Here is a 20,354-nt window from a genome sequence, read left to right on the forward strand (position 1 = left end):
CATTTCCGACGCGTTGTCTTCAAGCGAACCGGTGCGCACTTTGCTTGAAGGCGCTTCAGCTCAGGCCAAACGCCTTCCTGATTTCGGGGCGCGTCTCGTCGAAGCGGGTGCGGAAGGCACGCTCCGCCAGGAGCGCCTTGGCGATAGCGCGCCCGGCCTTGTCGCCGGCGGTGAGATCGGAGGGATAATGGAAGCCGCAGACGAGCCGGCTCTCGTCATAGCTCTTGACCCGCTCCTCGAATTTTGCGGCGAGCTCGGGCACGGCCTCGGACAGCAATTCGGCATAGAGCGCGGCGGTGGCGGCATGGCCGGACGGGAAGGAGGTGCCTTCGGGACGGCCGCCGGGGCAGGGCTTGATCCTGACCTTGTTCCAGACCGTGAAGGGCCTTTGCCGGCTGGTCAGGCGGCGGACGCTGAGCAGCACGATGCTGGCCTCGACCTGCGCCTCCTTGAACAGGAGCCGCATCTCGCGATGCGTAGCGTCGACATAGCTCTGGTCGATGCCGTCGAGGAAGCGGTTGAGGGTCTGGTACTGATCGGCGATCGCGGCCTTCTCGCGCTCGGGCGTCCGGGTCGAGGAGATTTGCAATACGCGGTCGAACTCGGCCTTGTTTTCGGGCGAATTCTGGGCCGGCGGCAGGCCGATGATCTTGGCGACGTCGATCTTTCCCGGATCGAGCCAGATCAGATAGGCACGCTGTTGGGCGGTGGCGGGCATGGCGAAGCCGAGCCCCAGGGACAGGCCGAGGCCGGCGATGGCGTAACGAAAGCGCTGAGCGTGATTCATGTGTCGTCGTTTTGAGAAAAGCGGACCAAGTGACGGACTACCGGAAACAGCCGACGGAGCCAAATTCGCACGAGCCTGCTGAACAAAGGCTTTCAGCCGGCCGGTCGTCAGCCGCCCGGATAGTCGCGCGCCTGCCGCGCCGCGCCGCGCATGGGCTGATCCGGGGTTACCAGCTCAGCCTGTCGCTGCTGGTCGGGCGGCATTGCCGACACTGGCCAAGCTGCTCGGCTTATACCGACGAGGCGATCCAGCGCCACGGGCTGTGGCGCGGCGGCTGGGTCGGCTTTGCCCGGATCTGCCGCTGCAATCCTTACGGTACCAGCGGCATCGATCTCGTCTGCGAGGAATTGCCGCCGGACGCGACCTGGTACCGGCCCTGGCGCTATGGCCGCTGGCGCGGCGTCAACGATCCGGGGCCTTGAGCGGAGCGGCGGCGGGAGCCATCTCGCCGGCGGCGCGACTTGGAACCACCTTCTCTTCGAGCCAGCGCCGCACCTGCAGCAGCGCATCGCAATTGCGCCGGACATAGGTCTGCCGATCGAGATATTCCTGAACCGGCTTCGACAGCCACCAGCTCATCGAGACCTGCTTGAGTGCTGATGTGGCTCCGCTCACATCCTTGGTCGTGCGCTCGAAGCACTCATGCTTGAGCGAGCTCTGCGAGTTGGAGAGGAAGCCGCTCACGCCGTCTACCTTCGGCATCGCGTCCTTGGCGTCTTGCTTCGGTTCGCCATAGACGAGGAAATCGACGAAATTCTCGAGGCCGACCGAGGCGCGCAGCGTTGCAAGCGCATAGGCGCCTCTCGCCTCGCGGGTGGCGAGCACGGTGTCGAATGGTGTGGCGAGGAGCGCCAACCATGAATCCTTGCGCAGCAAGGGATGCTTGTCGCGTTCCGGATCGACGATCTGGTCGACCGGCTCGTTGGCGATGTGAAGTACGACAGGGGTGAGACCGGCATTGCGCAGCGCGATCGCGATTTCATTAGTGGTCGTCGCGCCGTCATTCTCGAAATAGCCGCCGTCGACGATGCGCAGGCCCGTCCGGCAATCCGGCGAGAGGTGCCCGGCGGGAGAGACGATCGGGAAGCGTGCGCTGAGCAGGGCCGCGCTCGCAACAGTCAGATCGCGCCCATCGAAACGTGCGACGGCGCAGGCCGCGGCTGGGTCGGCGGGCCGCAATCCGAGGAAGCGATCGGCCTCGAAAGCGTCGACGAAGAGGCGAGCGGTGCCGAAATCCCCGTTGAGCTGGCTGGCGAGAACACGCTTGCCGCTGTCCTGCGAGGTGGCGTTGAGCAGCAGGAGCGGCAGCCAGGACTTGCCGTTCCGTTTGGTTCGGCCGAGTTCGCTGAACGGGCCACCGAGCCCCGCTTTCGCTCCGGCGGTCCCCTGCGGATTGTTCAGGGCCGTCCGGTAGGCGTCGATCCAAGTTTGCTCGAGGATCGCGGCGCGGTCGAGAAAATAGCCGCGCGGCCACAGCCGACCGATCAGCGGTTCCAGCGCCAGGAAGGGCTCGCTCGTCACCAGCGCAAGGACGGTCTTGGACAGGAAGTCGCCGCTCGCCAGCGTCTGCAGGCAGTCGCGCCAGCTCTCGGGGTTGGGCGTCTTGAAATACTGGTCCGGCTCCTTGACGCGGCAGGGTGGGGCGGGGCGTTGCTGTGGGCCGGTGATCGCGTCGTTCATCGCTGCCAGCGTCTGCACGGCGCCGAGCGAGCCGCCCGACACGCCCGAGATCGCGAAGACGCGCTGGCCGAGAAGCGGCGTGGGCGCGCCCGGCTGCTCGCAGTCGCGTCCGGGTTCGAGGCAAGGGTTGTCGAGGAGTTCGCCGAGCACGGTGGCGCCGAAGAATGCGGCGCGCGAGGCCCCGCCGGCGATCGTCACCAGGATCGGGCGCGGGCAGGCATCCGGGCCGCGGCAGTTGGCACCTTTCCAGGCCGCGATCGCGGTATCGAAGCCCATTCCGGCACGCGGCTCGTCTTCGGCGCGCATCACGCGGTTCGAATGGCCCCAGTGGCTTGCCGCGAAGAGCCACAGCCCGAGGATCAGCAGCGTGAAGGGGAAGCGCGTTCGCTGGCTGAGCGTACCGATCTTGGAGAACAGCGGAATCCAGGCGCCGAGCAGGATGGGGACGAGATAGACGCCGGAAAAGGCCTCCACGACACGGCCACCCCAGATCGCCGAGAGCATGAGGAGGAGGAGGCCCAATCCGAGCCAGGCATTGGCATGCAGACGGACTGCTCGCCGTTCCAAGGCGTCGCCGGGCGGGTGCCCGGCGACGCGGAAGCCCGGATGCATCTCGCCCTGCCGGATCTCGCTGAGATTGCGCAGCCACAGAAGGGCGTGCATGGCGATGCCGCAGGTCAGCGCCAGATAGAAACCGAGCGAGCCGCTGCGAATGATCGCGGCCGATTTGGAGAGCGAGCCGCTCGTGGCGCTCGGCAGGTCGGCCAAGGCGAGGTGATAGCCCCAGGCGACGAGCCCGAAGGTGGACAGGGCGAGAAGATAGGGCAGGGCGATGACGATCCAGCGGAAGCGCCGCTCATAGATCTCCATGTCGAGTGCGGTGAGCTTGCGCGCCGGGCCGATCAACCAGGCGTCGCTGCCAAGCAGATCCTCGGCCGAGGCCTGCACCATCGCACTCCAGGCCAGGACATGGACGACGAAATAGACCAACCAGCGCAGGAACATCTCGAAGTTGCGGGAATAATCCGCGCCTTCGGCGATGGCCGAGCCGCTGAAGACGAGGAACAGATCCCGCGCTTGCGGCACCCGCGTCAGCAGCAGAAACCCGAGCACGACGCCGATCACGGACACCCGGCAGGCATAGATGACACGCAGCAGATCGCCGACCCAGGTGAAGGGGAAGGGGCCGACATTGCGAAGGATCGGGGCTTGAGGCTCGGCCATGATGAAGACCATGATCGCGGCAGGCGAATGACGCTAAGTTAACATCTGCAGGGTTGCAAGGGCGGTTGCAAGAGAGGCTAGCCAAGGGCGCGTCGCGTGCATTGCGGACGCCCAGCGCATTGTATAGGCAGGCGGCGCGATGGTCCGACATGGAACGGCGTCGCGCGGCCGCCCTTTCCGGCGGATCGCAGCCCATCTTCGCTTACGGGGTTCGTATCCCCGAGTGAGCAGGAGTCCGATCGATGACGATTTCCCTGACATTTCCCGATGGCGCCAAGCGCGAATTCCCCTCCGGCATCACCGGAAAGGCGATCGCCGGCGGCATTTCCCCCTCCCTGCTGAAGCGCACCGTCGCGATGGCGCTCGATGGCGTGGTCGTCGATCTCGGCGACCCGATCGAGAAGGACTCGAAGATCGAGTTCTTGACCCGCGAGGATCCGCGCGCGCTCGAGCTCATCCGCCATGACTGCGCCCACGTCCTGGCGGAGGCCGTGCAGGCGCTCTACCCCGGCACGCAGGTTACGATCGGCCCGGTGATCGAGGGTGGCTTCTTCTACGATTTCGCCCGCAACGAGCCCTTCACGCCGGAGGATTTCGAGCCGATCGAGAAGAAGATGCGCGAGATCATCGCGCGCGACGCGCCCTTCACCAAGGACGAGTGGAGCCGCGACAAGGCCAAGGCCTTCTTCAAGGAGAAGGGCGAGGCCTACAAGGTCGAGCTGGTCGACGCGATTCCGGCCGACCAGACGCTGAAGATGTATGCGCAAGGCGACTGGATCGACCTCTGCCGCGGCCCGCACATGACCTCTGTCGGCAAGGTCGGCAATGCCTTCAAGCTGATGAAGGTGGCCGGCGCCTATTGGCGCGGCGACAGCAACAACGCCATGCTGACGCGCATCTACGGCACCGCCTTCGCCAAGCAGGAGGAGCTCGACGCCCATCTCAAGCAGATCGAGGAGGCGGAGAAGCGCGACCACCGCAAGCTCGGCCGCGAGATGAACCTGTTCCACTTCCAGGAGGAGGGGCCGGGCGTCGTGTTCTGGCACTCCAAGGGCTGGCGGCTGTTCCAGGAAATCCTGACCTATATGCGCCGGCGGCTTGCTGCCGACTATGAAGAGGTCAACGCGCCGCAGATCCTCGACAAGTCGCTCTGGGAGACGTCTGGCCACTGGGGCTGGTACCAGGACAACATGTTCGCGGTGAAATCGGCGAGCGCGTTCGAGAACCCCAACGACCCGACGCGCGACCAGAAGGTCTTCGCGCTGAAGCCGATGAACTGCCCTGGCCATGTCCAGATCTTCAAGCATGGGCTGAAGAGCTATCGCGACCTGCCGATCCGGCTTGCCGAATTCGGGGCGGTGCATCGCTATGAGCCGTCGGGCGCCTTGCATGGGCTGATGCGCGTGCGCGGCTTCACCCAGGACGACGCGCATATCTTCTGCGCGGAAGATCATCTCGCGGCGGAGTGCCTGAAGATCAACGAGCTGATCCTCTCGGTCTATGCCGATTTCGGTTTTACCGACGATCTCGTCATCAAGCTCTCGACACGGCCGGACAAGCGCGTCGGGACGGATGCGATGTGGGACCATGCCGAGGACGTGATGAACCGCGTCTTGGTGGAGATCGCGGCGCAGTCCGGTAACCGGATCAAGACCGAGATCAATCCGGGCGAGGGCGCCTTCTACGGGCCGAAATTCGAGTATGTCCTGCGTGACGCCATCGGCCGTGACTGGCAATGCGGCACCACGCAGGTCGACTTCAACCTGCCGGAGCGCTTCGGGGCCTTCTATATCGGCTCGGATGGCGAGAAGAAGACGCCGAGCATGGTCCACCGCGCCATTTGCGGCTCGCTGGAGCGCTTCGCCGGTATCCTGATCGAGCATCATGCCGGGCATTTCCCGCTCTGGCTCGCGCCCGAGCAGATCCTGGTCTGCCCGATCACCTCGGAGGCCGACGCCTATGCCGAGCAGGTCACGATCGCCTGCATGAATGCGGGCCTCAGGGCGCGCGCTGATCTTCGCAACGAGAAGATCAGCTACAAGGTGCGCGAGCATTCGCTGGCCAAGGTCCCGGTGATCCTGGCCGTCGGCAAGCGCGAGGCGGAGGAGAGGACGGTGACGATCCGCCGACTCGGCAGCCAAGCGCAAAACGTGATGACGCTCGACGCGATGCTGGAGGCGCTGAGCGACGAGGCGATGCCGCCGGACCTGAAGCGGCTCAAGGCTCAGAGGGCGGCTATGGCCTGAGTGGCCTCCTTCGTCATTGCGAGGAGCGTAGCGAAGAAGCAATCCAGAGGAACGTAGAGTTCGCCGCTTCTGGATTGCTTCGTTTCGCTCGCAATGACGGGATGAAACGACAGCCCCTCTCGCCAAAAGCCTCCCCCACATGCCAGATTGCCGGCATGTTGACTGGCTCCTACCGTAAGCGACTCGATGCCGACCTGATCCGCTGGGTCGGGGAGGGACTTCTCCCCGCCGAGAGCGCGGCCTCCATCCGCCAATCGCTCGCCCGCGAGGGCGGCTTCAAGCTGCCGGCCTTGCTTGGCATGTTCGGCGGCCTCCTGATCGCTTCCAGCGTCGTGGCTTTTGTGGCGGCGAACTGGGAGGAGATGCCCCGGCTGGTGAAGCTCGGCATGATCCTGGTTGGTCTTGCGGCTGCGCTCGGCATCGGGGCAAGGCTGCAGGCTCGCGGCTCGGCGCTGGGCGCCGATGCGGCCTCGACCTGCGGCACGCTGATCTTCGGCGCCGGCATCGCGCTCATCGGCCAGATGTACCATCTCCCGGCCGATTGGCCCGCCGGTGCGTCCCTGGTCGCGATCGGAGCGCTGCTCGTCGCGCTGCTGCTGCGCTCCAACGGCGCGCTCATCATCGCCTTCGTCGCGATGGCGGCGTGGAGCACGGGACGTTGGGAGGAGAGCCGCGGGGCGCTGCATCTGCCCTTCTTCGTGCTTTATCTGCCGGCGCTCTGGCTTGCGCATGGCCGCACGAACCGCTTGGTCCACCATGCCGCCGTGCTGGCGCTGGCGCTGTGGCTCGCGCTGCTGCCGGGCGACTGGCTCTATGGCCGCTTCGACTATGGCCTGCTCGCCTACGCGCTTGGCTTCGCGGCCGTCTATGTCGTGCTCGGCGCAGTCGCGCTCGATCGCGGCGGGCCGGCGCTGCTGACCTGCTGCCTGCCCTGGGGGCTGCTTGCCTTGATGGCCGTGCTCAGCGTCGAGCTGATCCGCATTCTCGACGCCTCGGAATCGCGCGCCGGCAGCGCAGTTTGGTTGAACTATCTCGCCTATGGCCTTGCCGTTCCGGCGATCGCGGCGCTTCTGGCGCTGGCGCGCGAAAGGCGCTTTGCCCTGCCGCTGGCAATCGCGCTGCTGACCGCGCTGATCGTGCCGCTGGTGTTCTGGAGCGGGCATGTCGTCGGGCTGCCGGGCAAGGCCGTCGTCGCCGGCCTGATCCTCATCGCCGCGATCGGCTTCGTGGTCGCCGGCGTCTCGGGCGGGGTCCGACGGATCATGCTGGCAGGCTCGGCCCTGTTTGGCCTCGCCATCCTGATCCTGCTTGGCCAGACCATCGGCACGCTGCTCGACCAGTCCGTGTTCTTCCTGGTGGCGGGCGCCCTGCTGCTCGCCCTGGCGGGCGGTGCGCGCAAGCTGTTTGCGCGGCTGAGCCCCCCGGCGGAGGCGCGCTGATGCGTATCGCAAGCGCCGACCGCCTCGTCGACCGCGTGCCGCTGCTCTGGCGCGCGCTTCTGGCCATTCTCGCCTTGTGCGGCGTGCTGCTCGCGCTCGTCGAGAGCAGGGCCGGCATCTTGCGCTCGGGAACCGAGGTTAGGCTGCGGACGGTGCCGGTCGATCCGCGCGACCTGTTCCGGGGCGACTATGTCGTGCTCGGCTATGAGATCAGCACGCTCGACCCGGCAAAACTTGGCGGCGAGAGCGACTTCCAGCGCGGCGAGACCGTCCATGTCCGGCTCGCGCCGGGGCCGGATGGTTTTGCGCGCGCCGTCGCCCTCTCCAGGAGCCGGCCGGCGGGCACGGCAACGGAGCCGGTGATCACGGGGCACGTCGTCGGCATCAACGCCTGCGGCACCAATGAGAGTGGCGCCATGGACTGCTCGCAGGAGCGGCGCAGTTTGCGTGTGGCCTATGGGCTCGAAAGCTATTTCGTGCCGCAAGGCGCTGGCCGCGCGATCGAGCTCACAGAGCGCCGGCGCATCGAGGTCGTGGCAGCGGTGTCGCCCTCCGGCGAAGCCGCGATCAAGCGCCTGCTGATCGACGGCAAGCTCGTTCACGCCGAACCGCCCTACTGAGCCAGCCGCCGCGCCCGGCCCCGCGGCGAGCCTCGTATATCCCCAATTCGAAATCGGCCACACCGCTGACACGCGGATGTGATCGCATATCTGCTGACTGGGTGATGGCTTCGCCTTAATATGAACACCAGATGAACGGCATGAGCAAGGAACGTTCATGTTGCGGTGGGGGAGCCAACCCCCGCCGTGGATTGCTTGGAGGAGCATCCCGTGTCGCAAGCGTTGGCTTTCGGGCGCTTTCTGGCTTTTGGGCGGCACGCTGCGGCGGCGCGTCCCCAGCCCGGCCGTGATGCGCGCATCGACATCATCCGCGGCCTGGCGCTGCTGGTCATCTTCATCAACCACATGCCCGGCAATGTTCTCGCGGGCTACACGCCGCATAATTTCGGCTTCTCGGACGCAGCCGACGCCTTCGTGCTGCTGGCAGGCGTCTCGGCGGCCCTGGCCTATGGCTCATTGATCGACCGGCATGGGCTGGCATTCGGCATCCGCAGGATCGCCTTGCGGCTGCGGACGCTCTACATCGCCCATATCGCGGTTTTCCTGATCGTCTGCGGCGTCGTCGCTGCGGCAGTCACGCGCACGCAAAACCCGCTCTATATCGAGACGATCAACATTCAGCCCTTCTTCAGCGACACGCCGACAGCCTTGCTCCACGCGCTGACGCTGCAATACCAGCCGAACTATCTCGATATCCTGCCGCTCTACGTCGCGCTGCTGGCATTGTTCCCGCTGATCCATCTTGGCGTCCGCCTCAGCCCGGCCCTGACGCTCATCCTCTCGGCGGCGCTCTGGCAGGGCGCGGTTTTCCTCGAGCTGAACCTGCCCAATACGGGCTCGGCCGGCTGGTTCTTCAATCCCTTCGCCTGGCAGTTCCTCTTCACCATGGGCGTGGTGATCGGCCGGAGCCGGCAGCTCGGCGTTGTCGCTCCACGTCTGAGGCCGCTCGATATCGCGGCGGCGGGCTATCTCGCCTTTGCCGTGATCGTCAAAACCGCTTCGGGCAACCCATTCGGCATCGCCGCGATGAATGACTGGATCGACACCGTGCAGCTGGGGATGGACAAGACCAATCTCGGCTGGGAGCGGGTGCTCCATGTCGCGGCGCTGGCCTGGCTGGTGGTCCGCTTCGTGCCGGCTGGCTCGGCTGTACTGAAGTCATCCGGCGCGCGCCTTCTTGCAGGGATCGGCCGGCATTCGCTCGAGGTTTTCTGCGCCGGCATCGTGCTCGCGATCATCGGCCAGGTCATCCTGGCGGAAACCGCCTTCGCTTTGGGCGTTCAGTTGCTCGTTTGCGCCATCGGCGTTACGATATTGATCGGGTTAGGGGTTTTCCTCTCTTGGCATCATTCGGCATCGTCTCGCAATGCGCCCGCGAAACCGGCCCTCACGCTCGGCGCGTCGGGGCCGCAACGCTGATATCGTTGCTGTTTGCCGGTCCAGTCCTTGCCGGGCCGATGCCGGCAGGTACGATCACCGATTTACGCTGTCGCCACGGCGCGGCGCAGCAGTCTTTCCTGCCGGAGCTGCCGGCGGCCAGGAAGGTGCTGCAGGAGACCGGCTCGGTGACGGTCGTCGCACTCGGCTCGTCGGCGACGGCGGGTTCCGGCGCCAGTGCCACCGACAAGAGCTATCCCGCGGTGCTGGAAGCGGAGCTGAAGCGGCGCCTTCCCAATGCCGAGGTCAAGGTCATCAACAAGGGTGTCGGCGGCCAGTCGGCCTACGACATGCTGTTGCGCATGGATGCCGACGTGATCGAGGAGAAACCCTCGATCGTCATCTGGCAGACGGTGGTCAACGACGTGGTCCGCGATGTCGGCGAGGAGAAGCTCGCCAAGATCCTGCGCAAGGGCATCAGGAAGGTCCACGAGGCCGGCATCGACATGGTCGTGATGGACCTGCAATGGCTACCGCGCGAGGATCGCTATCCGAAATATGAGGACTACCGCGCCGTCCTGGCCAAGACCGCGCAGGAGCACGCGGTCTCGATCTTCCCGCGCTATGCAATGATGCGGAATTGGGCGAGGTCGAAGCAGTTCTCCGCGGAGGAGCTGGTCGGCATGGATGGCCTGCACATGGTCGATTCCAGCTATCGTTGCCTGGCGATCCGCATGGCCGACGGCCTTGTCAGCGGATTGACCGGGGAGAAGTCGGACTTTCCAGACAAGTCCCGCCCGACCAATTGAGATTGGCTCGACCTCAGAGCATTGCGCGGAAAAACGTGATCTTAGCGCGATAGCACTTCGATATCGCGGTCGAGGCCCGTCTCCACCTTGAAATCGCGCGAATGGACCTGGCCTTCCTGCCTGGCGATCAGCACATAGTCGCCTTCCGCCAGGACGACTTGCGGAAAGGCGCCGATCGCCTCGCGGATGACGTCGCCGCCGGGCGTCAGCACGCTGAAGGCGGTGCCGGCAAAAGCCTCGCCGCCGGGCGATGCGACCAGCTTCAGCGTCACCCGTGCGGCGCGGTGGTGCAAGGTGGCGTCCGTGACCTTGCCCGACTCGACCTTCACATCGGCGCGCTGGATCGCGTTCGAATCGCCATAGGTCGAAACGACGTGATAGGTGCCCTCCGGCAAGCGGATCAGCTCGCCGGCCTTGGCGTTGGAGACGACGAGACGCCCTTCCGAATTGCCCTGGAGCGGGACGAAGACCGAGAAGTTGAGCTGGTTCGCGGCAATCGGATTGTCGCCAATCGAGCCCGCCAGCGACAATCCGCCGGCACTGATCGAGATCTGGTCGCGCAGGCCCTGGGGCCCGAGCGTGATGCGCTTGGTGCCGCTGGCGAAGCCATAGGCGGCGTGCAGCAGATAGGTGCCGGGGTCGAGCATGAAAACGGGCTGGGCCTCGTTCGAACGTGCGACGATGCGCGGCGGCGAACCGTCGGCCGTCTCGCTCAGGACGCGCCAGACCAGGCCGGAGCGGATCGGCTTACGGTCGCCAGAGAACTGTGCACCGAGCGTCAGCGAAGCGGGGGCGGTGGCGACGCCGACACCGGTATCGCCTGGTGCGAACGGAGCGATCTGCGGCGATTGCGCGAATACAGGATTCGCGGACAAGGCCAGCGTCAGAGCGAGCACGCGCCCGGCCAGCCGCGCGCCTGTCTGGAACCCCTCGAATTGAAACATGCTCATGGCCCTCGGCATCCCTGCATGCGTGTCAGAGCAGGTTTGCTTGTCCTCATCATGGCGAACCACTAGTTCAGGAGACCTTGCGCTGCCGGCTCTCCGTTCCGGCGGCCTCAACTCGCGCCTGGATGCTTCATGACCGATACGCTCGCCCTGCTCAAGCTGCGCCGCTCGGTGCCACCGCAATTCCTGACCGCGCCCGGGCCCGACGAGAGCCAGCTTGGCGATATCCTGACCATCGGTGCGCGCGTGCCCGACCATGGCAAACTCGCGCCGTGGCGCTTCATCGTCTTTTCCGGCACGGGACGCGACAAGGCGGCCGAGATCGTGGCGGAGGCCTTCAAGGCGAAGCATCCGGAGGCCGATGGCGAGAAGGTCGCCTTCGAGCGCAACCGCCTGCTGCAAGCGCCGGTGATCGTCGCCGTCGTCTCCACCGCCAAGCCGCATGTGAAGATCCCGGAATGGGAGCAGGAACTCTCGGCCGGCGCGGTCTGCATGAACATGCTGGTCGCCGCCCATGCGATGGGGTTCGGCTCATCCTGGCTGACCAACTGGTTCTCGTTCGATCGCACTGTGCTGACCGCGCTCGGGCTTGGCACTGACGAGCGCATCGCCGGCTTCATCCATATCGGCACGCCGACCGCAGCACCCGCCGATCGCGAGCGGCCGGTCCTTGCCGACATCGTCAGCCATTTTGGAGCATGACGCGTCATGATCTATTCGACCGCGTTGCAGGATCACGGGCTGCCGCATGATCCGTTCAAGGCGATCGTCACTCCGCGGCCGATCGGCTGGATCACGGCGCTGAACGCCAAGGGCGAGGTCAATCTCTCGCCCTACAGCTTCTTCAACGCGGTCTCGTCGCGACCGCACATCGTGATGTTCGGCTCCGAGGACAAGAAGGACGCCGTCTCCTTCATCGAGGAGACCGGCGAATTCACCTGCTCGCTCGTCACCAAGGCTTTGGCGCAGCAGATGAACCTGACCTCGGCTCCGTTGCCTGCGGGCCAGAGCGAATACACCCATGCCGGGTTGGAGATGGCCGCTTCCAAATTCGTCAAACCACCGCGCGTGGCGGGCAGCCCGGCGGCGCTGGAATGCAAGCTGCTTTCGGTGCAGCAGCTCATCGACCTCGATGGCAAGCTGGTCCCGCGCTGGATGGTGCTGGGGCAGGTCGTCGGCATCTTCATGGACGACGCCTATGTTCGCGGTGGCCGCTTCGACACTGCCGCAGCCAACCCGATCGCGCGCTGCGGCTACGCCGACTATGCTGAGGTCGACCACCTGTTCTCGATTATCCGCCCGTCTGGCGGCTAGAGCGCTGCGCAAAAAGCGGGTACCGGTTTTTCGCGTGAGTATTGCTCTAGACTGTTAGAAGCGATCACGTCGGGTTCGGACGGAATCATCTGAATCCGACGTGATCCAAGGAGGGGCCTTGCCGCAGCCGAGCGAACCGGACGACGACTGGAAAACCACGGTGAACCTGCTCGGGATCATCGTCATCCTGCTCGTGCTCGGCGCCGGGGTCTGGCTGGTCTTCGAGCTCGACCGGGCGCGCAAGGCGCAGGATTGCCTGTCCTCGACGATGCGGGCCTGCCGGCGCATCGAGACGCAGTGAACGGAAACGATCCCGGAATAAATTCAGTCATTGGAATCGCCTGTGGCGATTTATTCGATCAATTTGTCAGCGCGCGCCTTCAATCGCTGGGCTCTGACGAGGTGAGGTCGATCGAGCATTTCGCCGTCGAGCCCGATCACGCCGAGGCCGGGATTAGCGGCGAACAGCGCGATGATCGCCTCGGCCTTGGTGAGTTCGGCGGGGGCGGGCGAGAAGACCTCGTTGGCGGCGGCGACCTGCGCCGGGTGGATCGCCATCTTGCCGGTGAAACCGTCGCGCCGCGCCGCGATGCATTCGGCGCGGAAGCCGGCATCGTCGCGGAAATTGGTGAAGACGGTGTCGATCGCGTCGACCTGCGCGGCGGCGGCGGCGAAGAGGGTGAGCGAACGGGCGAGACGATAGGGATCGGCATAGGAGCCGTCGCTCAGGCGATTGGCTTCGGCCCCGAGATCGGCCGAGAGATCCTCCGCCCCCCAGGTCAGGCCGTCGAGGCGGTGGCTCGCGCCGGCATAGCTGCCCAGGCCGAAGATGCCCTTGCCGGTCTCGGTGGCGATCGGGATGATCTTGGTCGCGCCGTCGGGCAGGTCGTTCTCCGCCTCGCGCACAGCGATGCGGGCAGCAAGATGGCCGACATCGATGCCGCCCTCGGATTTGGGCAGCATGATCGCGTCGGGGGCGCCTTGCATTACGGCGTCGAGATCGGCCTGGGTCAGCCCGGTCGACAGCGCGTTGACCCGCACGATCAGGCGCGGGCGTCTGGGCAGGGCGTGGGCGGCCTTCAGGAAGGCCAGCGCGATCTCCCGCGCCTGCGGCTTGGCATCGAGCGCAACGGAATCCTCGAGGTCGAGGATCAGCGCGTCGGCGCCGCTCTCCAGGCCCTTCTGCTGCTTCTTCGGGCTGTCGCCAGGCACGAACAGGAGCGAGCGCATCAGCTCAGACCGCGATCGTGGCGGGCGCGGGCCGCCGGCGCATGAAGGCCTGGCGGCGGCATTGCGCGACCAGCGTGCCGTCCTGCTTGTAGGCCTTGTGCTGGAACTCGACGATGCCAGCATCGGGCCGCGAGCGCGACTCGCGCTTGGCCACGATCTCGGTGGTGCAGTTGATCGTGTCGCCCTCGAAGAGCGGGGCGGGGAAGGTCACGTCGGTCATGCCGAGATTGCCGATCGTGGTGCCGACCGTGGTGTCGTTGACCGAGATGCCGATCATCAGCCCGAGCGTGAAGAGCGAGTTCATCAGCGGCTTGCCCCATTCGGTCTCGGTCGCGCAGAAATGCGCATCGATATGAAGCGGTTGCGGGTTCAGCGTCATGTTGGAGAACAGCATGTTGTCCATCTGCGTCACTGTCCGCGTCAGGCCGTGCTCGATGACCGCGCCGACATGGAAGTCCTCGAAATAGATCCCGCCGCGCTTGTGACGTTTGACCTCGGTCATCGACGCTTCTCCACGAGCTCGAATCGCGCCGGTGAGCCGGCTCGGCGATTCCTCACTTTAACGGTTCGCTTACCATAATCGGTCCAGTCTCCACAGGCGCTCGGCGATATCGCGGGAGCGCCTTGGCGGCAGCCTCGCGCCCGAGACACTCAATGTTCCTGTTCACCACGCCGCAGACCAGCGAAGCCCCAGCCGCCAACCCGGTCGTGAACGCCATTCGCGAGGGCGCGCAGAAGACGGGCGCTGGCTTCGACTACCTCCTCAAGACGGCCCAGCGCGAATCGTCGCTGGAGCCCGACGCCAAGGCCAAGACCTCGAGCGCGACCGGGTTGTTCCAGTTCATCGAGCAGACCTGGCTGTCTATGGTCAAGCAGGAGGGGCCAAAACAGGGGCTCTCGGGCTATGCCAACGCGATCAGCGAAGGCAGCGACGGCCGCCTGACGGTGGCGGACCCCGCAGCGCGCGAAAAGATATTGCAGCTCCGCAACGACCCGCAGGTTGCCGCCGTGATGGCCGGCGCGTTGACGCAGAAGAACAGTGACCAGCTCGCTTCAGTGCTCGGCCGGCAGCCGCAGGCCGGGGAACTCTACATCGCCCATGTGCTCGGCGCACGTGGGGCGTCCGACCTGATCAAGGCCGCCGCCAGCGACCCGACACGCACCGCCGCCAAGGATTTTCCCGATGCCGCCGCGGCCAATCGCGGCCTGTTCTATGACAAGACTGGGCGGGCACGCTCGGTGCAGGAGGTTTATGGCGTGCTCTCGGCGAGCCATGCCAGCACGCAGCTGGCGGCCTCGACGGCTGCTGCCGCTGCTGCCTCCGGCACTGCGGCCGGGGCTGCGGGGCAGGGCGTCGACCAGCCCGTACCGATCGCGGCTGCGCTCGCGCCAGGGCGTGCCAAGGGACTGATCGGGCTGTTCTCGACCGAGGGTTCACGCGAGCCGGTCTCGAAAGCCGTCGCCAATCTCTGGACCACGCCCAGGATGGACGCTACGACACGCTTGGCTTCGCTCGATCCGGCCGATCGCTACTTCCCGCGCCAGACGCAGACGCAGAGCGATACCTCGTCTGCTCAAGCGGCCCCGGCACAGGCAACGACCAATGCGTCGACCGCGCCGATGCGGGCCGTCAATGCGCCCCTACCGCCGTCGCGGCCGGTCGAGCTGACGCAGCCTGCGGCGGCCGCCCAGGCCAAGCCCGTATCCAGGCAAAGGCGCGCGCCGCTCGACCTGTCCTCCTTCATGCTTCCGCGAGCGCGCTCGTGATCGTCCGTCGCTTCCTGCTCTGGGCCCGCACGGCGAATGCCGAGGCGCGGGCTTCCGGCGCCGCAGCACTGGCTGGCGCCTATCTGCGCTCAGGCATGGCCGACGAGGACCGGCGCGAGGCGGAGACGGCATTGATTTCGCTGGTCGACGATCCTTCGCCGCTGGTGCGGCGCGCCATCGCCGAAGAGATGGCGGCCTCGGCGCTGGCGCCGCGCACGCTGGTACTGTGCCTGATCGCCGAACAGAGCGATGTCGCGGCCCTGGTGCTAGCCCATTCGCCGGTGCTGACGGAGGCCGATCTGGTCGACGCCGCAGCGGTCGGCGACGACCTGGCCCAGCGCGCCATCGCGCTCAGACCCAATCTCGCAGCCTCCGTCGCTGCGGCTCTTGCGGAGGTCGGCGGAGATGAGGCGCTGGTGACGCTTGCCGGAAATCCGACTGCCGACATTCCCGATTTCTCGCTGGAACGCATGGTCGAGCGCGCTGGCGCCTGCGGGCCGTTGCGCGAGGCGCTGCTCGCCCGCGACGATCTGCCGGGGGGGCTCAGGCAGATGATCGCGACGATGGTGTCCGACACGTTGATGAGCTTCGTGACCGATTGCGGCTGGCTGACGCCGGAGCGCAGCGCGCGGCTCACCCGCGAAGCGACAGAGCGCGTTGCGGTTGCGCTCGCCGCGGGCGGCGAAGCCAGCGATGCGCCAGCGATCGTCGAGGTGCTGCGCGCCGATGGCAGATTGACGCCGGGCCTGATGCTGCGCTCGCTCCTGAGCGGCGAGCCGGCGCTGGCCGAGGCCGCTTTCGTCATGCTCTCGGAGTTGCCGCAGCAGCGTGTGGCGGCATTGCTGCGCGACCGGCGCGGCACGGGCCTCAAGGCGCTCTATCGCAAAGCCGGCTTACCGTGCGCGCTGCAGCCTGCCTTTACGGCAGCGATCACCGCACTGAACCTGCGCGGCTTCGATGCGGGCGGCAATGGGCGCGGTATTGATCGGGTGATCCTGCGTGAGGTGCTGATTGCCTGCGAGACGCTGGAGGGCCCTGACAACGACGCGCTGATGGGGCTGCTGCGGCGGATGGATTCCGAAGCGGCACGCGAGGAAGCCCGCGCCATGGCCGACTCGCTTGCCGACGATGCAGCGCTGGCGCTGTTCGTCGAGGCGGATCCGGCGCTGCTGATCGAACTCGAAATCGGCGATTTGCGCCACGCGGCGTGAGAGCTTGGTTTGTGCGGGCTCCCGAGCGAGCTTGTGAAGCCCTCTGCGCGTGCTGCGACCCTGCACCAGCCGGAGATATCCAGCTCTCGCTTTAGCGCGCTTTCTCCACGCGAACCGGTGTCCACTTCGCTCGAGAACGCTCTAAGCAGAACATTCCTTGGCACGCCAACGAATGTTCTGCTTAGGTCTTTGATTTGTCGCAGATTCTTTTCGGAAAACCGTGGGACACTTTTCCGGAATCTGCTTAGAAAGCGCGATAGGCCTCTGCCGGGTTCTCGCACCGCGCCGCGAACAGCCTGTCGCCGACGAAATCGACGAAGACCCGGACCTTTGGCGAAAGGTTGCGGTTCGAGGGCCAGATCAGGCTGAACTGGCCGGGACCGTCGATCCGGTCGTTGAGCAGGGTCCGCAACCTGCCGTTCGCCAGCGGCTCGCGTGCCAGAAAATCCGGCATGCAGCCGATGCCGAGGCCGGCGATGGTGGCGCCGCGCAGGGCCTCCATATTGTTGCAGGTCATGACCGTGCGCGCGCGCAGTTCCGGCTCTCCGGCAGGCAGGGTCAGCGGCCAGGGCTGGACCTTGCCGCTATTGGGATAGCGGAAGCGGATGCCGAGATGCCGGTCGAGATCGCGCGGGCATTCCGGTATGCCGTGGCGTTCCAGATAGGCCGGCGCGGCGCAGAGCAGCATCTGGAAGGGGCGTAAGCTGCGCGCCATCAGGCGCGAATCCGGCAGGACGCCGCTGCGGATCGCAACATCGACGCCCTCATCGATCAGGTCGACGATGCGGTCGTTGAAATCGAGATCGATCTCGATCTCGGGATAGCGCATTATGAACTCAGGCAGCACCGGCAGCAGCAGATGATAGCTGACGATCGGCGTGCTGACGCGCAGCCGACCGCGCGGCACCTCGATTGTGCGGGCGAGCATCGCGCGGGCGTCGTCGAGATCGTCGAGAATGCGCCGGCAGCGCTCGTGGAAGGCGCGCCCCTCCTCGGTCAGCCGCAGGCTGCGCGTCGAGCGCTGGAACAGCCGGATTGCGAGTTGCTGCTCAAGCTTGGTCACGGCCTTGCCGACCGCCGAGGCCGACAGCCCGAGCACGCGGCCCGCCGCGACGAAGCTGCCAAGATCGGCGGTGCGCACGAAGGCCATCAGACCCGTCAGCGAATCCATGCTCGGCCCTTTCGGAGCGTACGGTCATTCGAGCGTTCTGTTCCGCTTATATCGGATCAGATGGCCCATTGGCTGCCATTACCTCACGATTATCCTGTTTCGAACGGAAAGCGAGCCTCGGCCGCTGCAAGCCGGCCATCCCGCCGGATACCGAACAGGGCAATCATAGCCATGACGCAAACCACCCCGCGGCCGAACATGGCCCAACAAGCGCGCGTGCTTTTCTCCGTCTGCCTTGCCGCCGCGGCGATGCCGCTGACCTTCACCGGGCCGGCCGTGGCGCTCCCCGCCATCGGTCGGGCGCTCGGGGGCAGTCCGATCGCGCTCAACTGGGTCACCAATGCCTTCATGTTGACCTTCGGATCGAGCCTGATGGTGGCAGGCGCGCTCGCCGATGCCTATGGCCGCAAGCGCATCTTCCTCGTCGGCGTCGGCGCATTCGCCGTGCTCTCGATGGCGCTCGCCGTTGCGCCCGATATCCTCTGGTTCGATCTGGGGCGCGCAGCTCAGGGTGTGGCGGCGGCAGCCGCCTTTTCGAGCGGCATGGCGGCTCTTGCCCAGGAGTTCGACGGGCCGGCACGCATCCGTGCCTTCAGCATCGTCGGCACCAGTTTTGGCGTCGGCCTTGCCTTCGGGCCGATTGCGTCGGGCCTGATGATCGATGCCTTCGGCTGGCGCAGCATTTTTGGGCTCGTGGTTGTGCTGGCGGTGCTGGCCTTCGTACTCGGCATGCGCGCTCTCCGGGAATCGCGTGATCCGGAGGCGGGCGGACTCGATTGGCGGGGCGCAATCAGCTTCACCCTGGCGCTTGCGCTCTTCACCTATGGCGTGCTGCTGGCGCCCGAGCGCGGCTGGGCTGAGCCGACCGTGATGGGCCTGCTGGCCGGTGCCGTTGCGCTGTTCGTTGCCTTCGGCGTGATCGAGCGGCGCGTCGCCCGGCCGATGCTGGACCTGACCCTGTTCCGCTATCCACGCTTCGTCGGCGTGCAATTGCTGGCGGCAGCACCAGCCTATGCCTTCGTGGTGTTGCTGATCCTGCTGCCGGTGCGCTTCATCGGCATCGAGGGCCTGAGCGAGATCGCGGCCGGCCGTCTGATGATCGCCTTGTCGGCGCCGCTGCTTGTGCTGCCGATCGCAGCTGGCCTGCTGACGCGCTGGTTCTCACCGGCAACGATCTGCGGCGTTGGGCTTCTGATCGCCGCTCTCGGCCTGTTCTGGCTGAGCCGGATGTCGGTCGGTGGCGAGATCCTGGGCGTCGTCCTGCCGATGGCACTGATCGGTATCGGCATCAGCCTGCCCTGGGGGCTGATGGACGGGCTTGCCGTCAGCGTCGTGCCCAAGGAGCGCGCGGGCATGGCGACCGGCATCTTCAGCACTACCCGCGTCGCTGGCGAGGGCGTGGCGCTGGCTGTGGTCAGCGCCGTGCTCTCGGCCCTGACAGCGGGGCATCTGACGGCGGGTGGCGCCGTGGCGAACGCGGGCCCGGCCGCGCAACGTCTCGTCACCGGCGATCTGGCGGGCGCAACGGCTGCGTTGCCGCAGATTGGTCATGTGATGTTGCTTCAGGGCTATGGCGCCGCCTTCACCACGCTCCTCCTGGTGCTCTGCGCCATCACTGTCGTCACCGCGATCGTCGTCTTCGTCTTTCTCGGGCGTGGGACAGAGCAGGTTACCGAGCTGGCGGAAGAGACCGAAGAGCGCCTCTGCACCTCGCAAGCTTGAGCTCGCTCCTCAATATCCGAACTGCTCGCGCAGGATCCGCTCGTCCAGGCTGTGGCCGGGATCGTGCAGCATGACGAGATCGATGCTGCGGTCGATCGCTATCGAGACCGAGACGACGTTCTCGATCTGGGTATGGTCGGCGACGGCGCTGACAGGCCGCTTGCCCGCCTCCAGCACCTCGATCATGACCTTGGCGTGCTCGGGCAGGAGCGCGCCGCGCCAGCGCCTGGGCCGGAATGCAGAGATCGGGGTCAAGGCGAGCAGCGGCGCGTCGAGCGGCAGGATCGGGCCGTTGGCCGAGAGATTGTAGGCGGTCGAGCCCGCCGGCGTCGCCAGCAGCACGCCGTCGGCAACGAGCTCGTCGAGGCGGACCTGTCCGTCGACGGAGATACGTAATTTGGCGGCCTGATAGGAGCGGCGCAGCAGCGAGACCTCGTTGATCGCCTTGGCTTCGACTTCTGTGCCGTCCTGGTCGAGGGCATGCATGGCGAGCGGATGCACCACGCTGCGGCGCGCTGCTTCTAGCTTCTTCGTCAGGCCGCGCTCGCGAAACTCGTTCATCAGGAAGCCGACGGAGCCGCGGTTCATGCCGTAGATCGGCTTGCCGGTGCCGAGAAAGCGGTGCAGCACCTGCAGCATCAGCCCGTCGCCGCCGAGCGCGACGACGACATCGGCCGTCGCTGGATCGGCGTTGCCATAGCGGTCGACCAGCTTGGCGAGCGCGGCCTGCGCCTCCGGCGTCTCGCTGGCGATGAAGGAGATGGCGGTGAAACGCGCGGTCATCGCATGTCCTGACGGCGCTCCGCATGG

Annotated in this window: 19 protein-coding genes; 12 read left to right on the forward strand and 7 right to left on the reverse strand. The window is 66.1% G+C overall.

Annotation, left to right across the window (positions count from 1 at the left end; genetic code table 11):
- Positions 1-55: 55 nt before the first annotated feature.
- On the reverse strand, positions 56-787 hold the full coding sequence (locus BMZ97_RS20685) for a phosphatase PAP2 family protein (protein ID WP_092173976.1): 732 nt from the start codon (positions 785-787) through the stop codon (positions 56-58).
- 131 nt (positions 788-918) lie between these two features.
- Between BMZ97_RS20685 and yidD the strand changes: the two genes are divergently transcribed.
- A complete protein-coding gene (yidD, locus tag BMZ97_RS20690) occupies positions 919-1,209 on the forward strand; it encodes a membrane protein insertion efficiency factor YidD (protein ID WP_210188294.1) in 291 nt (96 codons plus the stop codon).
- Here yidD and BMZ97_RS20695 read toward each other — a convergent pair.
- The gene (locus BMZ97_RS20695; protein ID WP_139221277.1) at positions 1,190-3,691 is read right to left on the reverse strand and encodes a hypothetical protein; all 2,502 of its coding nucleotides are present in this window, start codon (positions 3,689-3,691) and stop codon (positions 1,190-1,192) included. The two genes, yidD and BMZ97_RS20695, sit on opposite strands and share 20 nt — an antisense overlap.
- 242 nt (positions 3,692-3,933) lie before the next feature.
- On the opposite strand from BMZ97_RS20695, the gene thrS reads away from it, so the two are divergent.
- The 5 genes from thrS to BMZ97_RS20720 all read left to right on the forward strand — a co-directional run bounded on the left by thrS (position 3,934) and on the right by BMZ97_RS20720 (position 10,182).
- On the forward strand, positions 3,934-5,937 hold the full coding sequence (gene thrS / locus BMZ97_RS20700; RefSeq protein WP_092173983.1) for a threonine--tRNA ligase: 2,004 nt from the start codon (positions 3,934-3,936) through the stop codon (positions 5,935-5,937).
- Between the two features lie 155 nt (positions 5,938-6,092).
- A complete protein-coding gene (locus tag BMZ97_RS20705; RefSeq protein ID WP_175525648.1) occupies positions 6,093-7,376 on the forward strand; it encodes a DUF2157 domain-containing protein in 1,284 nt (427 codons plus the stop codon).
- Positions 7,376-7,996, forward strand: coding sequence for a GDYXXLXY domain-containing protein (locus BMZ97_RS20710; RefSeq protein WP_092173989.1), 621 nt, complete (start codon positions 7,376-7,378; stop codon positions 7,994-7,996). The genes BMZ97_RS20705 and BMZ97_RS20710 overlap by 1 nt, the downstream gene beginning before the upstream one ends.
- Positions 7,997-8,206: 210 nt before the next feature.
- Positions 8,207-9,415, forward strand: a complete 1,209-nt coding sequence (locus BMZ97_RS20715) for an OpgC family protein (RefSeq protein WP_175525649.1) — start codon at positions 8,207-8,209, stop codon at positions 9,413-9,415.
- A 5-nt stretch (positions 9,416-9,420) separates the two neighbouring features.
- A complete protein-coding gene (locus tag BMZ97_RS20720) occupies positions 9,421-10,182 on the forward strand; it encodes an SGNH/GDSL hydrolase family protein (protein WP_139221278.1) in 762 nt (253 codons plus the stop codon).
- A 41-nt stretch (positions 10,183-10,223) separates the two neighbouring features.
- Here BMZ97_RS20720 and BMZ97_RS20725 read toward each other — a convergent pair whose 3' ends face one another.
- Complete coding sequence (locus BMZ97_RS20725) at positions 10,224-11,132, reverse strand: translocation/assembly module TamB domain-containing protein (RefSeq protein ID WP_244546520.1); 909 nt, start codon at positions 11,130-11,132, stop codon at positions 10,224-10,226.
- A 129-nt stretch (positions 11,133-11,261) separates the two neighbouring features.
- Between BMZ97_RS20725 and BMZ97_RS20730 the strand changes: the two genes are divergently transcribed.
- The 3 genes from BMZ97_RS20730 (at position 11,262) to BMZ97_RS20740 (ending at position 12,744) form a co-directional block, all read left to right on the forward strand.
- Positions 11,262-11,831 (forward strand): nitroreductase family protein, encoded by a 570-nt coding sequence (locus BMZ97_RS20730; RefSeq protein WP_092173997.1) that lies wholly within the window; start codon positions 11,262-11,264, stop codon positions 11,829-11,831.
- Positions 11,832-11,837: 6 nt separating this feature from the next.
- Positions 11,838-12,443: a flavin reductase family protein gene (locus BMZ97_RS20735; RefSeq protein WP_092173999.1), complete on the forward strand. Its 606-nt coding sequence runs from the start codon at positions 11,838-11,840 to the stop codon at positions 12,441-12,443.
- A gap of 118 nt (positions 12,444-12,561) precedes the next feature.
- Entirely contained in the window at positions 12,562-12,744 is a 183-nt protein-coding gene (locus tag BMZ97_RS20740; protein WP_092174002.1) for a hypothetical protein, read from the forward strand.
- A gap of 50 nt (positions 12,745-12,794) precedes the next feature.
- On the opposite strand, the gene BMZ97_RS20745 is transcribed toward BMZ97_RS20740, so the two are convergent.
- Together BMZ97_RS20745 and BMZ97_RS20750 are read right to left on the reverse strand one after the other, a co-directional pair.
- Positions 12,795-13,673, reverse strand: a complete 879-nt coding sequence (locus BMZ97_RS20745) for an HpcH/HpaI aldolase/citrate lyase family protein (protein ID WP_092174005.1) — start codon at positions 13,671-13,673, stop codon at positions 12,795-12,797.
- A 4-nt stretch (positions 13,674-13,677) separates the two neighbouring features.
- Positions 13,678-14,175, reverse strand: a complete 498-nt coding sequence (locus BMZ97_RS20750) for a MaoC family dehydratase (protein ID WP_092174007.1) — start codon at positions 14,173-14,175, stop codon at positions 13,678-13,680.
- Between the two features lie 152 nt (positions 14,176-14,327).
- On the opposite strand from BMZ97_RS20750, the gene BMZ97_RS20755 reads away from it, so the two are divergent.
- Together BMZ97_RS20755 and BMZ97_RS20760 are read left to right on the forward strand one after the other, a co-directional pair.
- Positions 14,328-15,440 carry a transglycosylase SLT domain-containing protein gene (locus BMZ97_RS20755; protein ID WP_175525650.1) on the forward strand — a complete coding sequence of 371 codons (1,113 nt, stop codon included), beginning with the start codon at positions 14,328-14,330 and terminating at the stop codon, positions 15,438-15,440.
- On the forward strand, positions 15,437-16,651 hold the full coding sequence (locus tag BMZ97_RS20760; protein WP_092174010.1) for a DUF2336 domain-containing protein: 1,215 nt from the start codon (positions 15,437-15,439) through the stop codon (positions 16,649-16,651). Before BMZ97_RS20755 ends, BMZ97_RS20760 begins: the two co-directional genes overlap by 4 nt.
- A 244-nt stretch (positions 16,652-16,895) precedes the next feature.
- On the opposite strand, the gene BMZ97_RS20765 is transcribed toward BMZ97_RS20760, so the two are convergent.
- Positions 16,896-17,822: a LysR family transcriptional regulator gene (locus tag BMZ97_RS20765; protein ID WP_092174014.1), complete on the reverse strand. Its 927-nt coding sequence runs from the start codon at positions 17,820-17,822 to the stop codon at positions 16,896-16,898.
- Between the two features lie 171 nt (positions 17,823-17,993).
- Between BMZ97_RS20765 and BMZ97_RS20770 the strand changes: the two genes are divergently transcribed.
- Positions 17,994-19,544 carry an MFS transporter gene (locus BMZ97_RS20770; protein WP_092174017.1) on the forward strand — a complete coding sequence of 517 codons (1,551 nt, stop codon included), beginning with the start codon at positions 17,994-17,996 and terminating at the stop codon, positions 19,542-19,544.
- 9 nt (positions 19,545-19,553) lie between these two features.
- On the opposite strand, the gene BMZ97_RS20775 is transcribed toward BMZ97_RS20770, so the two are convergent.
- A complete protein-coding gene (locus BMZ97_RS20775; RefSeq protein WP_092174020.1) occupies positions 19,554-20,327 on the reverse strand; it encodes an NAD kinase in 774 nt (257 codons plus the stop codon).
- Between the last annotated feature and the right edge of the window lie 27 nt (positions 20,328-20,354).

This window comes from Allobosea sp. OK403 (assembly GCF_900113835.1).
Lineage (GTDB): Bacteria > Pseudomonadota > Alphaproteobacteria > Rhizobiales > Beijerinckiaceae > Allobosea.

Bases quoted from the DNA above. Each gene is read 5' to 3' on its own strand.
- BMZ97_RS20735 (WP_092173999.1), top strand. From the start codon at position 11,838: ATGATCTATTCGACCGCGTTGCAGGATCACGGGCTGCCGCATGATCCG.
- BMZ97_RS20710 (WP_092173989.1), top strand. From the start codon at position 7,376: ATGCGTATCGCAAGCGCCGACCGCCTCGTCGACCGCGTGCCGCTGCTC.
- BMZ97_RS20730 (WP_092173997.1), top strand. From the start codon at position 11,262: ATGACCGATACGCTCGCCCTGCTCAAGCTGCGCCGCTCGGTGCCACCG.
- BMZ97_RS20755 (WP_175525650.1), top strand. From the start codon at position 14,328: ATGTTCCTGTTCACCACGCCGCAGACCAGCGAAGCCCCAGCCGCCAAC.
- BMZ97_RS20750 (WP_092174007.1), bottom strand. From the start codon at position 14,175: ATGACCGAGGTCAAACGTCACAAGCGCGGCGGGATCTATTTCGAGGAC.
- BMZ97_RS20770 (WP_092174017.1), top strand. From the start codon at position 17,994: ATGACGCAAACCACCCCGCGGCCGAACATGGCCCAACAAGCGCGCGTG.
- BMZ97_RS20685 (WP_092173976.1), bottom strand. From the start codon at position 787: ATGAATCACGCTCAGCGCTTTCGTTACGCCATCGCCGGCCTCGGCCTG.
- BMZ97_RS20745 (WP_092174005.1), bottom strand. From the start codon at position 13,673: ATGCGCTCGCTCCTGTTCGTGCCTGGCGACAGCCCGAAGAAGCAGCAG.
- BMZ97_RS20725 (WP_244546520.1), bottom strand. From the start codon at position 11,132: ATGAGCATGTTTCAATTCGAGGGGTTCCAGACAGGCGCGCGGCTGGCC.
- BMZ97_RS20695 (WP_139221277.1), bottom strand. From the start codon at position 3,691: ATGGCCGAGCCTCAAGCCCCGATCCTTCGCAATGTCGGCCCCTTCCCC.
- BMZ97_RS20775 (WP_092174020.1), bottom strand. From the start codon at position 20,327: ATGACCGCGCGTTTCACCGCCATCTCCTTCATCGCCAGCGAGACGCCG.
- thrS (WP_092173983.1), top strand. From the start codon at position 3,934: ATGACGATTTCCCTGACATTTCCCGATGGCGCCAAGCGCGAATTCCCC.
- BMZ97_RS20705 (WP_175525648.1), top strand. From the start codon at position 6,093: ATGTTGACTGGCTCCTACCGTAAGCGACTCGATGCCGACCTGATCCGC.
- BMZ97_RS20765 (WP_092174014.1), bottom strand. From the start codon at position 17,822: ATGGATTCGCTGACGGGTCTGATGGCCTTCGTGCGCACCGCCGATCTT.